Source organism: Tenacibaculum sp. TC6 (genome assembly GCF_050606265.1).
In the GTDB taxonomy this organism is placed as follows: domain Bacteria; phylum Bacteroidota; class Bacteroidia; order Flavobacteriales; family Flavobacteriaceae; genus Polaribacter.
The window spans coordinates 18,003-34,242 of record NZ_JBOCUK010000014.1 but is presented as its reverse complement, the minus strand read 5'-3'; the positions used below and the strand labels follow the sequence as shown (position 1 = coordinate 34,242).

Sequence of the window (16,240 nt, the reverse complement as noted above, 5' to 3'; positions counted from 1 at the left end):
TCATACACATAAATAAAACAAAGCCATGCTGTGCAGCATGGCTTTGTTTTATTTATAATACTTTTTAATAGCAGTTTTAATTTTGTCAATTCTATTTTCCGGATCAGGATGTGTGCTTTGAAACTCCGGAACTCGGTTAGGACCGGCAGCAGCTTTTAAAATTTCCATTACGTTTATTAAATAGTTAGGATTATAACCGGCTTCTACCATTAAACGAACTCCTAATTCATCACTTTCTAATTCATCACCACGTCCGTTTTTTAATAAAGTTTGCTGTCCTATACCATTAGCCAGTTCGCCTAAATCGGCACCTACAGAAGCTCCCATAGTTAGTAATTTCCAAAAATTAGCATCTGTAATTCTTTCATTAGAGTGTTTTCCTAATACATGCCCAATTTCATGACCTAACACACCGGCTAACATGTCTTCACTGAGTCGTCCGTTGCCATCAGTTAGTCTTGAAAAAAGAGCATAAGTAATAAAAATTTGCCCTCCGGGTAACGCAAAAGCATTAATAGCTCTTTCATCTCTTAATAAATGAAAATCATATTGGTAACCGGATTGTTTTGCTATACTGTTAGTAACTAATTTTTGACCTACCTGATCTACAACTTGTTGATATCTGTCATCAGGATATAAACCTCCATGTTGTTGAGCCATAGAAGGAGCTTGTTGTAAGCCTATAGCTATTTCTTGTTGTGGCGTTAAACTAATAGATTGGGTTTTTCCGGTATAAGGATTTTCGGTTTGCTGGCTACATTTTCGTAAATAAGCAAAAGCCACTATAGCTAGGCCTATAAGCAAGCGAACTTTTAAATTACCTCTTCTCATTTGTTTTTTGATTTTTTGTGTTATAGGTAAAGGTACAAAATATAGTAATTTAACGAATATCAATTTTTTGTGAACTATAAAAAACTTAAATTTACAGAGTTAAAATACCTTAGTTTATGGAGACTCACTTTGAATTGAATGAGGTAACTAAAAAATTACCCAGTCATTTACATAAATTTATTGTTAAACAACCATATAATGAATATACAGCACAAAATCAGGCAGTATGGCGTTATGTGATGCGAATGAATGTAGACTATTTAAGTAGAGTGGCACATAATTCATATGTTGATGGATTAAAGAAAACAGGAATTTCTATTGAAAGTATTCCGCGTATGGAGGGAATGAACCGAATTTTAAAAGAAATAGGTTGGGCAGCAGTTTCTGTTGACGGATTTATTCCACCAAATGCTTTTATGGAATTTCAAGCATATAATGTATTGGTTATTGCTTCTGATATGAGAACTATTGACCATATTGAATATACGCCTGCACCCGATATTATTCATGAAGCAGCCGGGCATGCACCTATTATAGCTAACCCTGAATATGCCGAATACCTTCGTCGTTTTGGTGAAATAGGAGCCAAAGCAATTTCTTCTGCTAAGGATTATGAAATGTATGAAGCTATACGTTTGTTGTCTATCTTAAAAGAAGATCCTAATTCAACTCAACAAGAAATAAACGAAGCGCAAGAGAAAGTAGAATGGTTGCAGAATAATTTAGGAGAGCTGTCTGAAATGGCTCAAATAAGAAATTTACATTGGTGGACTGTTGAATATGGTTTAATAGGAACAGTTGATGATCCTAAGATTTACGGAGCCGGTTTATTATCGTCAATAGGAGAGAGCAAGTGGTGTATGCAAGAACAAGTTAAAAAAATACCATATACTATTGAAGCCGCTAACGTAAGTTTTGATATTACAAAACCACAACCTCAGTTATTTGTAACTCCGGATTTTGCCCATTTAAGTTTAGTATTAGAGCAATTTGCCAATAAAATGGCTATACGTACTGGTGGATTAAACGGTGTTCAAAAATTGATTGAATCTAATAATTTAGGAACAATAGAGTTAAGTACCGGCGTTCAAATTTCAGGTATTTTTACCAATGTAATTTCTGATGAGAAAAACCGTCCTATATACATACAAACTACCGGACCAACAGCTTTAGCGAGTAGAGATAAAGAACTCATTGGTCATGGAATTAATTATCATGCTGAAGGGTTCGGAAGTCCGATAGGAAAATTAAAAGGAATTAATATTCCTATTGAAAATATGAGTCCGAGAGATTTAGAAGCTTACGGTATTTATGAAGGAAAACAAGTAGTGTTAGAATTTGAAGGAGATATTAGAGTGGAAGGAGAAGTAATTACCGGAACACGAGATTTAAAAGGTAAAATATTATTGATTTCTTTTAAAAATTGTACGGTAACTCACGGAGAAAAAACATTATTTCACCCGGATTGGGGAGTTTATGATATGGCGGTTGGTGTAGAGGTTATTTCTGCTTTTGCCGGACCGGCAGATGTTACTTCTTTTGGAGATATAGGGAAAGTTTCAGAAACTAAAACTCATAAGATTAACTATTCAACATCAGATAAAGAGTTGTATAGTTTATATGCTGAAGTTAGAGAAATGAGAGAAAATGGTACGGTTTCTGAATCTAAAGTTCAGAAAGTTTTTAAGCAATTACAAAATAAGTTTAAAAATGATTGGTTGTTATCTTTAGAGTTACTTGAGTTATCAATAGATAATGATTATGTAGTAAAAACAGAACTGGCAAAACATTTGGAGACACTTAAAAGTAACAAAAGCTACAAAACGTTAATTGAAAACGGATTACATTTGCTGGAAAATTACCAACAAGCATAAAATGGGATTATTTAATTTATTTAGAAAAAACAATATGAGTAACGAAATTAAAGAATACTTAGAAAAAGGAGCAATAGTATTAGATGTAAGAACATTACCGGAGTGGAATGAAGGTCATTCTGAAGGAGCTAAACATATTGTATTAGATACCATTCCACAAAATGTAGAAGAAATTAAATCATGGGGAAAACCTGTAATTGCAGTTTGCAGAAGTGGTGGAAGAAGTGGTCAGGCAACTGGTTTTTTAGCTAATCATGGGATTGATATTATTAATGGAGGACCATGGCAAAATGTAGATCAATACTTGTAAGATATTAAAAAATAAGAAAAGAGATGTTTTTGAATCTCTTTTCTTATTAGGAATAGATAAACTAGTTTATTTTTAAGTAATTGCTATATTCCAAGTTCTAAATAAAGTAGTTTTTCCATATATCTTGTACAAAATATGCTATAATATTACCTTAATAGAAAAGTAAGTACCTCCTCAGAAATCATATTTAGTGCTTTTAAGTCGATTAGTATTGTTAGCTTATAAGTTTCACTAGTAATTACGCTTCCATTTTTTTATCTATTTTTACAAAAGTCAATTCACAATCGAAATCAGTTAAAAAAAATAATAGAATTATTGATTGGGATTTTTACTGTGGTAGAATAAATGGTTGATTCTATATTTTTCATTTTAATTTGCTTAAGAAAGTTGTTTAATGGGTTGATTTTATGCTCTAAATATTTAGAATTTAAAAAGTAAATAAGGTAAAATTGAGTAAGTAAAATGTTTATTGGAATAAACTATGATTTTCTAAGAATTAGATTTTATATTCTTAATTCATGTAATATTTCTTAAATATATTGTATGTGATATAAAATTTAATTTATTTTGTAATCAGATTATAAAAAGAAAGCTATGAAACTTATCAACCAACTTTTTCTTGTTTTTGGATTACTCTTGTCCTCAACAATGTATAGTCAAAAGAAAATTATAATTGGTGTTCACGGAGGTGTGAATTATTCTTCGTTAAGATTTGAGAACGATGAGGTTTCTGAGCATGATTCTGAATTTGATTATCTCTATGGACTGAATACTAATATTTATCTTAATGATAAGTTTTCATTACAGACAGAAATTAATTATGAACGAAAACGAGTAAGTGTTTTTTCGCCAGAGTTTATATTTAATAATCAAACCTATAAAAGTTTTAGAGTTTATGATTTGTATGAATTTGTTACTATTCCATTGACTGTTCAATATGATTTTAGTAAAAAAAGTCCTTTTTATGTGAAAGGTGGAATATTTGTTTCTTTTTTTCTAAAAGCTAGGGAAAGGACTAATAATAGAGAGTGGAGTAATGATTTGTCGCAATATTTTTCAGTATTAGATTCAGGAGTATCTTTAGGAGTAGGTAAAATGTTTTATTTAAGCGAATATGCGAGTTTTTTTCTCGAGATAAGGAATCACTTGGGGATTAAAAATATAGAGAGTGAAGCTCATTTCGATTATACAAAAACCAATTCTTTAGGTTTTTTAATGGGATGTAAATTTAAAATCTAAAATTGAATAAAAGGAAAGGCTGTAGAAAGCGTTTTTATTTTTAACTCAAGATTTTTAAGAAATACTTGGTGCTGTTCTGAATTCGGATTAAAAGGTCGGTGTAAAAGACCTTTTTGAATAGTCTCTACTTCTTGCATGGTTGGGTGAACAGTATTATCAATCCAAACATGTATAAATTTTTCCCAAATATAATTAATAGCTGTAAGGTTGGGATGAATCATATCTTCAGTATAAAAGCGGTAATCACGTAATTCATCCATCATAATTTCATAAGAAGGAAAATAATAAACAGCTTTTCTGGTATTGGCTATTGCATGTATAGCACTAAGCAAATGCGCTTTACTTCTTTGGTTTTCAATAAAACCATCTTTTAAATGTCTAACCGGAGAAACGGTGTAAATAATGGCCACATTACTGTTAATCGATTTTAATAAAGCGTTGATAGCTTCTAAGCTCTCACTAATTTCATCAACAGATAATAATTCTTTTAAAAACTTTTTTTGAGGAACCTTATGACAATTGGCTACAATAGTATCGGTTTCAATATGTCTATATACCCATGAAGTTCCTAAGGTAATAATAACATGAGTAGCTTGTGTTAGTTGCTCAAGAGAAGCCGTTAAAGAAGTATTTAATTGAGTTAATAAATCTTCACTATTTTCACAACTTAACGCAGAATGTGCATCAAAGCAATGCCAGCGTTCATTATAAAAAAAAATATCTTTTTCGGTGTAATCCTTTTTATTGATACTATGTGTAATCAGGTTTTCAATAGCTTTAGGTTGAAATAGTATACCTAATGGATTTTGAGAAGATTGAAATTTATAATACGAAAGTTTATGACCGATATTTTCGGAAAAACAAGACCCTAGTAATACTAATTTAGATTGATAAGTAATCTGATGGTATTGTTGAGAAGATAACGGTATTTGAGTTTGTAAAATCATTATGTGAAGTTAAATAAAAAGGTGAAAGAAAACTCTTCCACCTTAAAAAATAATACTTTTCTATAATTATTGTTAACTTATGTATGTTACGGCTTTTTCTAAAACTTTAGGAATACCTCCAGGGTTTTTACCACCAGCAGTAGCAAAAAAGTTTTGTCCACCACCGCCACCGTGAATGTATTTACCTAATTCTCTAACCACCTTTCCGGCATCATAACCTCTTTCATTAGCTAATTCTTTAGAAATATAGCAGGTAAGCATGGCTTTTTCTTTTGAAGGAGCAGTAGCAAACAATAAAAATAAATTGTTTATTTCACTTCCTAATTCAAAGGATAAGTTTTTAATACTGTTAGGGTCTAAATCTATTTCAGTAGCTAAAAAATGAACTCCGTTAATTTCTTGTAACTGATTTTTAATATCGCCTTTTAAGTTTTTAGCCTTATCTTTTAATAACTGCTCAATTTGCTTTTTTAAATCAGTATTTTCATCTTGTAAAACACTAATTGATTTAGTAATATCTTTAGGGTTTTTTAATAATTGTTTTATAGCGCTGTAATCACGTTCAATATCTTCAAAATATTCACCTACTGCTAAATTAGTAATCGCTTCAATACGACGAATTCCCGCAGCAACAGCACCTTCAGATTTTATTTTAAAATACCAAATATCTCCTGTTTGTTGCACATGGGTACCACCACATAATTCCATAGATTTACCAAATCGTATGGCGCGAACACTATCTCCGTATTTTTCACCAAACAAAGCAATAGCACCTTCGTCAATAGCTTGCTGCATAGGAATATTTCTCTTTTCTTGTAAAGGAAGGTTTTCTCGGATACGAGCATTTACAAATTCTTCAATTTCCTGTAACTGATCATAATCTACTTTAGAAAAATGAGAAAAGTCAAAACGTAAATATTTAGGACTTACTAAAGAGCCTTTTTGTTCTACATGGTCTCCTAATATTGTGCGTAATGCTTGGTGTAACAGGTGAGTAGCAGAATGGTTGCTGGCTGATAATTTTCTGAAATCTTCATTTACCACAGCCTTAAATGTATCGTTTAAGTTTTTTGGGAGGTTTTTAGTAAAATGAATAATTACGTTATTTTCCTTTTTAGTATCCAGTATATAAATAATATCTCCGTTTGGAGCTTCTAAATAACCATTGTCTCCAACCTGACCTCCTCCTTCCGGATAAAACGGAGTCATGTTAAATACTAATTGATACTGATCACCATCTTTTTTAGTGGTAACTTTTCTATAGCGAGTTAGCCTAACGTCTGCAGAAAGTGTATCATATCCAATAAATTCTTCAGATTCATCTTCAATAAGAACAATCCAATCACTGGTTTCACTGGCAGAAGCGGCACGAGAACGTTCTTTTTGAGCCTGCATTCCGGCATCAAATTCAGTTTCATTAATGGTATATCCTTTTTCACGAGCAATTAATTGTGTTAAATCTAATGGAAAACCATAAGTGTCATATAATTCAAAAGCTTTAGCTCCTGATATTTCTTTACCTGAAGTTTCTTCAACTACTTTGTCTAACAGTAATAAACCTTGATCTAAAGTACGTAAGAAAGAAGCTTCTTCTTCTTTAATTACATTATGTACTAAAGAATCTTGCTTTCTGATTTCAGGGAAAGCATCTCCCATTTGATGAGATAAAGTTTCAGCCAGTTTGTATATAAAAGGCTCTTTTTGATCTAAAAATGTAAAGCCGTAACGGATAGCTCTACGTAAAATTCTACGAATTACGTAACCTGCTCCGTTATTGCTAGGTAACTGTCCGTCAGCAATAGCAAAGGCTACAGCACGAACGTGATCGGCAATTACACGAATGGCAATATCTACCTTTTCATCTTTTCCATATTTAGCATTGGTAATGGTTTCAATTTCTCTGATTAACGGAGTAAAAACATCCGTATCGTAGTTAGATTGAACTCCTTGCAGTACCATACATAAACGTTCAAATCCCATACCGGTGTCGATATGTTTAGAAGGAAGTTCTTCTAATGAACCGTTTGCTTTACGGTTATACTGCATGAATACTAAGTTCCATATTTCTACAACCTGAGGATGATCAGCATTCACTAATGACTTTCCGTCTATCTTAGCCTTTTCTTCAGCAGAACGAATGTCAACATGAATTTCCGAACAAGGACCACAAGGACCTTGTTCTCCCATTTCCCAGAAGTTATCTTTTTTATTTCCTAGTAAAATTCGGTCTTCAGCAATAATTTCTTTCCAAAGATTATAAGCTTCTTGATCCATTTTAGTACCGTCATTCTCATCACCTTCAAAAACGGTTACATATAAAATATCTTTATCTATTTTATAAACTTCGGTAAGTAATTCCCAAGCCCAATGAATAGCTTCTTTCTTAAAATAATCACCAAAACTCCAGTTTCCTAACATCTCAAACATGGTATGGTGATATGTATCATAACCTACTTCTTCCAAATCATTGTGTTTACCTGAAACACGTAAACATTTTTGAGAATCGGCAATTCTACTGTTTTTTGGTGTGGCGTTTCCTAAAAAGAATTCCTTAAACGGAGCCATCCCCGAATTTGTAAACATTAAAGTAGGATCATTCTTTAACACCATTGGTGCCGATGGCACTATATCATGTTGTTTTGACTTAAAAAAATCTAAAAATTTAGCTCTTATTTCTTGTGATTTCATATCACTCCAGATATCTTAATTTGTTAATTTTTAACTAAAACTACCCTTAAAAAAAGAAGTTTTAAAACATTTTGTAAATTTGTGGGTTACCAAACAATAACCCCTTAACTAAAGTTGCTCATTTAAAGAGCACAAAAATAGTATATTTAGCATTATGGCGAAAGTAAAATATTATTATGATCCCGACACCCTCTCCTACAGGAAAATAGAGAGTAGAACCGGAGAAAAGTATAAAAAAGCTTTTTTAGTAACAACTGGAGCTTTCTTAATTGCTTTTTTAGGTTTTATAGGGTTTAGTCAGTTTTTATTAACTCCTAAAGAAAGGGCGCAAAAAAGAGAATTAGAAAATTTAAAACTGCATTACGAACTTCTATCAAAACGAATGGAAGAAAGTTCAAAAGTATTGTCTGAATTACAAGATAGAGACAATAGTATATACAGAACCTATTTTGAAGCGGCTCCGATAGCAGATGAACAGCGTAAAGCCGGATTTGGAGGAGTAAACAGATACAAACACCTTGATGGTTTTGAAAATAGTAATATGATTAAAAATGTTACTAAGCAATTAGATGTATTGTCAAAACAAATGGTAGTGCAATCAAAATCATTAGATGAAATTGTAGCGTTGGCAAAAGAAAAAGAAAAAATGCTGGCATCTATTCCGGCAATTCAACCTGTAAAAAATGAAGATTTAACCCGAATGGCTTCCGGGTATGGTATGCGATTACATCCTATATTAAAATCGTGGCGTATGCATAATGGAATGGATTTTACAGCGCCAACCGGAACTCCTATTTTTGCTTCGGGTAACGGAAAAGTTATCAAAGCAACCAGAAGTGCCACTTTTGGAAATGTAGTGTATATAGAGCACGGTTATGGGTATAAAACTATTTATGCACATATGAGTAAAATTGTGGCTAAAAAAGGACAAAAAGTTAATAGAGGCGATTTAATAGGTTATGTAGGGAATACCGGGCGTTCTGCAGCACCGCATTTACATTATGAAGTGCATAAGAATGACAGACCTGTAAATCCTATTTATTATTACTATGGTGATTTAACTCCTGAGGAATTTATTGCGATGCAAAAAGCTTCTCAGCAAAAAGGACAATCGTACGATTAATACCTAACAATGTACGCAGATTTACCTGAAAAAAGATATTATAAAATTGGAGAAGTAGCTGAGGCTTTTGGCGTCAATACTTCTCTAATACGTTTTTGGGAAAAGGAGTTTGAGGTAATTAAACCTAAGAAAAATGCTAAAGGAAATCGCTTGTTTACTAAAGAAGATGTAGAAAATTTTAAACTGATTTACAACTTAGTAAAAGAAAGAGGATTTACCTTAGACGGAGCTAAGCAAAAACTAAAGAAAAATCCGGATAAAGTAGTGAGCAATCACGAAATAATTAGTAGATTAGAAGCTGTAAAAGCTGAGCTTATTAAAATTAAAAATCAATTATAAATACAAAAAATCAAAAATTATGAAAAAATGGTTAGTGCCTTTAATTATTGTTGTGGTAGTAGCTTTTGGACTTTACAGATGGGCTGTAGGATTTAATAATACCGCAGTAACACTTCAGGAAGATGCTAAAACAGAATGGTCAAAAGTGGAAAGTTCATACCAAAGAAGAAATGACTTAATAGGTAACTTAGTTAAAACAGTACAAGGAGCTGCTGATTTTGAAAAAAGTACTTTAACTGAGGTTATCAATGCCAGAGCTAAAGCAACGCAAACTACAGTTAGTGCTGCTGATTTAACTCCGGAAAGCATGGCTAAATTCCAAGAAGCACAAGCTGGATTAAGTGGCGCTTTATCTAGGTTATTAGTGTCGGTAGAACGTTATCCTGACTTAAAGGCAAATCAAAACTTTTTAGAATTGCAAAGCCAGTTAGAAGGAACTGAAAATAGAATTAACGTGGCACGTGACCGCTTTAATGAAGGTGTTAATAAATACAATAAACACATAAAAGTATTCCCTGGTTCTATACTCGCCGGGTGGTTTGGTTTTGAAGAAATGGCTCGTTTCAAGTCAGATCCGGGAGCTGAAAAAGCACCTAATGTAGATTTTAAATTCTAAGTTATATGTCTAAAGTTGAAGACTTCCTTTCTGCAGAAGAAGAACAGGAAATTGTTTTAGCTATTAGACAGGCAGAGTTAAATACTTCCGGTGAAATTAGGGTACATTTAGAGGCAACTACTTTATTACCTCATTACCAAAGAGCACTGGAAGTATTTCAAATGCTAAAAATGTTTAATACCCAACAACAAAATGCTGTGCTTATATATGTAGCTGTTGAAGACCATAAATTTGTGATTTATGGAGATGAGGGTATTAATAAGGTAGTTCCTGAAAATTTTTGGGATGCTACTAAAAATGTAATGCAAGAGCAATTTAAACAAGGCAATTTTAAACAAGGAATTATTAAGGGTGTTTTAAAAGCAGGTGAAGAATTAAAAGCTCACTTTCCTTGGCAGATAAACGATGAAGATGAATTGTCTAATGAAATATCAAAAGGCTAAATGAAACTGAAAAAAACTACTCATATTCTTGCACTTTTACTTGCCGTTTTTTTTACACAGGTATTATTCGCTCAGGAATTTGAAATACCCAAAAAACCGGATTTTCAAACCAGTGTTTATGACTATATAGGTCTGCTTTCTCCAGGAGAAAAAACAAAACTGGAAGAAAAACTAATTAAGTATTCAGATACTACATCTACCCAAATTGTAGTTGCTATTATCAACTCTACTGAAGGAGAAGAAATAGGGTATTTAGCTACAAACTGGGCGCACGCCTGGGGTATAGGTCAAGAAAAAGAAGATAATGGTGTTTTTGTGTTGTTAGCTAAAAACGACAGGAAAATAACGATTAGAACAGGATATGGAGTAGAGCATTTACTAACAGATTACACTTCACGACAAATTATAGAGTATAATATTCTTCCGTACTTTAAAAAAGGAAATTTCTATGCCGGTTTAGATAGTGGTGTTGAAGCTATTTTTAAAGTTTTAAAAGGTGAATACAAAGGAACTCGAAAAAAATCAAAAGAAGGTTTTGATCCGGGCTTTATCATATTTATCATTATACTTATTATCTTTTTTATTATAATCTCTAATAGCAACAGAAACAACCGAGGTGGAGGCAGAGGTTACCGTTCTGATACACGAGATATTTTTGATACCATTATATTAAGTAATTCCGGAAGAGGAGGTTTTGGTAGCGGTGGTTTCGGCGGCGGCGGATCTTCAGGAGGTTTCGGCGGCGGTTTCGGCGGCGGCGGTTTTGGTGGTGGTGGAGCCACTGGTGGCTGGTAAACGGTTCGTATGTTTTTTTAAAAGTTAGTTAACGTTATAGCAACGTAGAAAGTGTACTTATGCGGAGATTAAATTTCCCTCATACATGAAAACTAATATCAAAAGAAGAAACTTTTTAAAGAACTCATTACTAGCAACCGGAGGATTACTGTTAGCTCCTAATTTTATAAGTTGTATTGATGATAAAATTATTGTACAACCTATTCCTGATAATTTAGAAGAGAAAAACTTTGACCAAGGAGTGGCAAGTTTTGATCCTACCAATACTCAAGTAATTATCTGGACACGCTATGTTACACAAAAACCGATAGCTACATTACTTTGGCAGTTGGCAAAAGATGTTGATTTTAAAGAAATTGTTCGTCAATCCAAAGTAAATACAGATGCTTCAAGAGATTATACAGTTGCTATTGAAATAAAAGATTTAGAAGCAGGTCAAAAATTATACTATAGATTTATAAATATTGCGGATAAAACCACTTCACCTACAGGAGAAACATTAACATTTGAAGAAAATATAAATGAAGTAAAGTTAGCCGTTACCTCTTGTGCTAATTATGCTTATGGATATTTTAATGTATATGAAGAAATCAAAAAATCTAATGCAGATGTTGTAGTGCATTTAGGAGATTATATTTATGAATATGGTGAAAATACATACGGTTCTTTTAGAACACCTGAACCTAAAGGTGAAATTATAGCATTAGATGAGTATAGAACTCGTTATAAACAATATCGCTCAGACGAACAGTTAAAAGAACTTCATAGGGTAAAACCATTTATTTGTGTTTGGGATGATCATGAAGTGAGTAATGATACTTATAAAGACGGTGCCCAAAATCATCAGGAAAACGAAGGAAGCTTTGAAATTAGAAAGCAAAATGCTTTAAAAGCTTACAGCGAATATTTGCCTAATACAACCAATTTAGTAGATCATTCAATTATTTACAGAAACCTAAAAATAGGGAGTTTGGTAGATTTGATTATGTTAGATACTCGTATTATTGGTAGAGATAAACAGTTAGAATATGCTGATTTTTACAATGCAAGCGGTACATTTGATTCAGCGGCTTTTCAACAAGCATGGTTAAACCCGGAAAGAACGTTGTTAGGAGCAACTCAAAAAACATGGTTAGAAGGGCAATTAGCAACAAGTACAGGAAAATGGCAGGTAATAGGACAACAAGTACTTATGGGAAAAATGCTTATGCCGGCAGAATTATTACCAATTTTAGCAAAAATATTAGCGGAGGTAGCAGCAACAGGGTCAGCAAGCGCAGCTACATTTAGCTTGTTTAAAACTACGTTAACAGAGTTGGTAACAATAAAATCAAGAGTATTACAAAGCGACCCAACATTAACTCAACAAGAAATAGCTAGAGTAACTACCGTCTTACCTTATAATTTAGATGCTTGGGATGGTTATTTTATGGAAAGAGAACGAGTTTTTGCAAGCTTCAAAAATAAAAATGTAATTGTATTAGCAGGTGATACTCATAACGCATGGCAAAGTAATTTAACTGATAACTCAAAAACACAAGTAGGAGTAGAAATAGCTGCCAGTTCTGTATCTTCACCAGGGTTAGAAAAATATTTAGGAAGCTCATCTGCAGAGTTAGAACAAGCATTGCAATTATTAATTAACGATTTACAATACTGTAACCTTTCACAACGAGGATTTGTTAAACTAACAATTACTCAAGGTTCTGTTATTTCAGAATGGAATTATGTAGATACAGTTACTAACAAATTATATACAAATAGTATAGGAAAAACAGTAACGCTTTAAGCGTTGTCTTTTATTTGTTGTCATAAGCCACTGAAACTCTCAGTGGCTTTTTTTAGTAAGTAAAGAAACTAAACATATATATCAGAAGAATTTTTATGAGTTATCTATATTTGTGAAAAACAAATCATGAGAAACTATTTGAGCGCTATTTACATTTTATTAGTTGGAATAATTACAATTGGTTGTAAAAAAGAAAAAGGAGAAATATATAGTACGGATACCTTAAAAATTAAAAAGTTAACAGAAAATACGTACATACACATATCTTACCTACCTACAGAAAAGTGGGGTAAAGTTGCTTGTAACGGAATGGTGGTAATTGATAATAATGAAGCAATTGTTGTAGATACCCCGGTAGATAATGAAGTGTCAAAAGAATTGATTAATTGGATAGAGCAAGAAACAAAATCTATCGTAAAAGCTGTAGTACCAACACATTTTCATGAAGATTGTTTAGGAGGCATAACAACATTTCATGAAAAGAAAATCTCATCTTATGCTGGGAAGAAAACTATAGACTTGCTTAAAGAACAACAACCAACTCATCAATTTGGTAATTATATTGAATTACCTATAGGGAAAAACAAAATAACTTGTGAGTTTTTAGGAGAAGGACACACAAAAGACAATCTAGTAGTGTATTATGCTACAGATAAAGTATTGTTTGGAGGATGTTTGGTAAAAGCACTTCAAGCAAATAAAGGAAACTTAGCTGATGCAAATACAAATGAATGGTCATCAACAGTAGCAAAAGTTAAAGAAAAATATAATGAAGCTGTTTGGGTAATTCCCGGTCATGGAAATGAAGGGAATACAGATTTGTTAACCTATACTATTCAATTATTTAAACAATAATTTTTAATTGTAATATATAAAAAAAGCGTACTTTGTTTACGGATAAAGAAAGTATAGTAAAATACGCTTATGATGTATAATGAATCGCTTAGGAATTTTTCTAATCGTGATATGTTGTACTTTCTTAATTTTAATCAGAGATTTTAAAGATTAGTAAACCAAACTTATTTTAAAAATAACCAAACGTAGTGTACACTAATGCTACAAACATGAAGCCACAGCCTGTAAGGTGTTGTGGTTTCTTTTTTAAGATAACCTCACAGCCTATAGACTGTGAGGTTCCTAACCAAACTTACATAAAATAAAAAACTACTCGTTAGAGTATTTCTGTGGGTAGCATTGGTAGTTACTACCATGAATATATTGTTTTGAGCTAATGCTGCAATTCTTTTAGTTAATTAAAATAGGTAGAAAGTATAGTGGGATTAACTTTCCATAGCTGACTGCAATGTAGGAGTTATTGAAAGAACAACCAAACCTGAGAATGTTAAAAAAATAAAAAAATATTGAGTTGCTAAAAGTCTGTGTTTACTATGACATTTAAGTCATTTTAAACTAAAATAAATAAAAAGTTATTTAAAAATTACCCATATTACGGAAGTCCGTAAAAAAAATAGAATCTATTAAATTATATTAGTAGAGTACAATTATTTAGGGGAAATTTTAATTGTCCATAGAACTACGCCTGCTATACTCTTCCATATATAGCAGGTTGTAGTCAACAAAAGAAAAGCTAATAAAAAGAGAATGACATTTGATGTTAAAGAAGCAAGAGTATTTAAAAGAAAATTACAAAAAATACTACAGCATATAGAACGGTATATACATCACAACCATTACAACTTAGGAACCCTTACCGTTAGAGAGTTGGTAGAATGGAAAAAAGAAGGAGATATGCATATTATTAAAGCTGCTAATAATTGTCCTTCAGATATTGAATCTTTTGTGTTTTATTGTATTGTTACAGAGTTTACTTCAGATGAGGAGGAGTAGATAAAAAATCTTTATTCAAAAGAAAAAGACAAAATAATTCTATAAACATTTTACTACCTTTATTCATCATAAATTAACTTAGTTGAAAAATTTACTATTCCTTTTTTTTAGTAGCATACTATGTTGTAGTTGTACCCGTTATGGTCAGCTAAAAAAAATAGCCGATCTACCTGATATTTTAGAAGAAGTTTCCGGTATTGAAAAAATACAAGGGTCGGATATTTTATGGATGCATAATGATAGTGGAAATAATGCAGAGATATACGGAGTAACTACACAAGGAAACATAGTACGAAAACTAGCAATTGAGGTTAAAAACAACGATTGGGAAGATATAACTTCTGATGAACAAGGGAATTTATATGTTGCCGATTTTGGAAATAATGATAACAAACGTAAAAATTTAGTAATATATAAAATAGCCCATCAGTACCTTTTAACTAACGGAGAAGTACCTGTTGAGAAAATTAATTTTTTATACCCCAATCAAACGAAGTATCCTCCAAAAAAGAAAGATCGTTTTTTTGACGCAGAATCTATTTTATACTATAAAAACAATCTATATATTTTTACGAAGAGTAGGGTAAAAGACGCTTATGGAAAAACAACGTTGTATAGAATACCTGCAAAGGCAGGGAGTTACAAAGCTGAGTATGTAAGTGAATTTGAAACCTGTAATAATGATTCAAGTTGTTGGATTACTGCGGCTAGTATATCACCCGATAAAAATAAAATAGCTTTGTTAAACCACAATACAGTGTTTGTATTCAGTAATTTTACAGGAGATAATTTTTTTAACGGAAATTGTTCCCGTTATGAATTAAATCATACTTCACAAAAAGAGGGGATTACTTTTAAAGACAATCACACAGTGTATATAACTGATGAAAAATCCCACGGAATGGGAGGGAATTTGTATGAATTTTCATTAAAAATGAATGAATAAAATTACAAAAGAAAATCGGTAAGATTTTAGGAGTTTATCAAAGTTTTCAATTACCCATGAACTGTTTGACTTATTGTATATAGTAAAAGTGCCCAACCGATAATTAATAAAAGTCCTCCCAACGGAGTTACTGGTCCTAAAAAACGAAGCTTTTTACCTTTAACATCAGACAATACCAAACCATAAATGCTAAATGAAAACATAAAAATCCCTAACATAAAACTCCATCCTAATAAAGCACTTGGTTGAGGTATATTAAAACCAATAATAAGAAGTACTAAGGCATGATACATTTGGTATTTAACTCCTGTTTCAAACGATTTTAATTGTTCTTCTGTAAGTACTTTCTTTAAAGCATGTGCGCCAAAAGCACCAAAAATAACCGCTAACATACCGTAAATAGCACCAAAAAATAAAAGGATTTGTGACATGGTTTTGTTTTTTACAATGCA

Annotated in this window: 16 protein-coding genes; 12 read left to right on the top strand and 4 right to left on the bottom strand. The window is 32.1% G+C overall.

From position 1 onward, the window contains the following. Positions 1–48: 48 nt before the first annotated feature. Complete coding sequence (locus tag ACQY1Q_RS09540; protein ID WP_431005081.1) at positions 49–831, bottom strand: M48 family metalloprotease; 783 nt, start codon at positions 829–831, stop codon at positions 49–51. A gap of 116 nt (positions 832–947) precedes the next feature. Here ACQY1Q_RS09540 and ACQY1Q_RS09535 point away from each other — a divergent pair, with 116 nt between their 5' ends. From ACQY1Q_RS09535 to ACQY1Q_RS09525, 3 genes are all read left to right on the top strand, one after another. Then, on the top strand, positions 948–2,705 hold the full coding sequence (locus tag ACQY1Q_RS09535) for an aromatic amino acid hydroxylase (RefSeq protein WP_431005080.1): 1,758 nt from the start codon (positions 948–950) through the stop codon (positions 2,703–2,705). 1 nt (position 2,706) lies between these two features. Continuing rightward, on the top strand, positions 2,707–3,015 hold the full coding sequence (locus tag ACQY1Q_RS09530) for a rhodanese-like domain-containing protein (protein WP_431005079.1): 309 nt from the start codon (positions 2,707–2,709) through the stop codon (positions 3,013–3,015). A 594-nt stretch (positions 3,016–3,609) separates the two neighbouring features. Next, on the top strand, positions 3,610–4,254 hold the full coding sequence (locus ACQY1Q_RS09525; RefSeq protein WP_431005078.1) for a porin family protein: 645 nt from the start codon (positions 3,610–3,612) through the stop codon (positions 4,252–4,254). Here ACQY1Q_RS09525 and ACQY1Q_RS09520 read toward each other — a convergent pair. Further along, positions 4,251–5,201 (bottom strand): GSCFA domain-containing protein, encoded by a 951-nt coding sequence (locus ACQY1Q_RS09520; protein WP_431005077.1) that lies wholly within the window; start codon positions 5,199–5,201, stop codon positions 4,251–4,253. The two genes, ACQY1Q_RS09525 and ACQY1Q_RS09520, sit on opposite strands and share 4 nt — an antisense overlap. A 72-nt stretch (positions 5,202–5,273) precedes the next feature. Then, positions 5,274–7,889: an alanine--tRNA ligase gene (gene alaS / locus ACQY1Q_RS09515; RefSeq protein ID WP_431005076.1), complete on the bottom strand. Its 2,616-nt coding sequence runs from the start codon at positions 7,887–7,889 to the stop codon at positions 5,274–5,276. 154 nt (positions 7,890–8,043) lie between these two features. Between alaS and ACQY1Q_RS09510 the strand changes: the two genes are divergently transcribed. The 9 genes from ACQY1Q_RS09510 to ACQY1Q_RS09470 all read left to right on the top strand — a co-directional run bounded on the left by ACQY1Q_RS09510 (position 8,044) and on the right by ACQY1Q_RS09470 (position 15,788). Beyond that, positions 8,044–9,012 carry a M23 family metallopeptidase gene (locus ACQY1Q_RS09510; RefSeq protein WP_431005075.1) on the top strand — a complete coding sequence of 323 codons (969 nt, stop codon included), beginning with the start codon at positions 8,044–8,046 and terminating at the stop codon, positions 9,010–9,012. A 9-nt stretch (positions 9,013–9,021) separates the two neighbouring features. After that, the gene (locus ACQY1Q_RS09505) at positions 9,022–9,351 is read left to right on the top strand and encodes a MerR family transcriptional regulator (RefSeq protein WP_431005074.1); all 330 of its coding nucleotides are present in this window, start codon (positions 9,022–9,024) and stop codon (positions 9,349–9,351) included. 19 nt (positions 9,352–9,370) lie between these two features. Beyond that, a complete protein-coding gene (locus ACQY1Q_RS09500; RefSeq protein WP_431005073.1) occupies positions 9,371–9,967 on the top strand; it encodes a LemA family protein in 597 nt (198 codons plus the stop codon). 5 nt (positions 9,968–9,972) lie between these two features. Next, positions 9,973–10,410: a TPM domain-containing protein gene (locus ACQY1Q_RS09495; protein WP_431005072.1), complete on the top strand. Its 438-nt coding sequence runs from the start codon at positions 9,973–9,975 to the stop codon at positions 10,408–10,410. Next, positions 10,411–11,205 carry a TPM domain-containing protein gene (locus ACQY1Q_RS09490; protein ID WP_431005071.1) on the top strand — a complete coding sequence of 265 codons (795 nt, stop codon included), beginning with the start codon at positions 10,411–10,413 and terminating at the stop codon, positions 11,203–11,205. 85 nt (positions 11,206–11,290) lie between these two features. Then, positions 11,291–12,994, top strand: coding sequence for an alkaline phosphatase D family protein (locus ACQY1Q_RS09485; RefSeq protein WP_431005070.1), 1,704 nt, complete (start codon positions 11,291–11,293; stop codon positions 12,992–12,994). A gap of 126 nt (positions 12,995–13,120) precedes the next feature. Next, positions 13,121–13,849 (top strand): subclass B1 metallo-beta-lactamase, encoded by a 729-nt coding sequence (gene bla / locus ACQY1Q_RS09480; protein ID WP_431005069.1) that lies wholly within the window; start codon positions 13,121–13,123, stop codon positions 13,847–13,849. A gap of 747 nt (positions 13,850–14,596) precedes the next feature. Then, complete coding sequence (locus ACQY1Q_RS09475; RefSeq protein WP_431005068.1) at positions 14,597–14,842, top strand: hypothetical protein; 246 nt, start codon at positions 14,597–14,599, stop codon at positions 14,840–14,842. Between the two features lie 82 nt (positions 14,843–14,924). Then, on the top strand, positions 14,925–15,788 hold the full coding sequence (locus ACQY1Q_RS09470) for a hypothetical protein (RefSeq protein ID WP_431005067.1): 864 nt from the start codon (positions 14,925–14,927) through the stop codon (positions 15,786–15,788). A 50-nt stretch (positions 15,789–15,838) separates the two neighbouring features. Here the strand turns inward: ACQY1Q_RS09470 and ACQY1Q_RS09465 are convergent, their stop codons facing one another. Beyond that, a complete protein-coding gene (locus ACQY1Q_RS09465) occupies positions 15,839–16,219 on the bottom strand; it encodes a DUF423 domain-containing protein (protein WP_431005066.1) in 381 nt (126 codons plus the stop codon). Between the last annotated feature and the right edge of the window lie 21 nt (positions 16,220–16,240).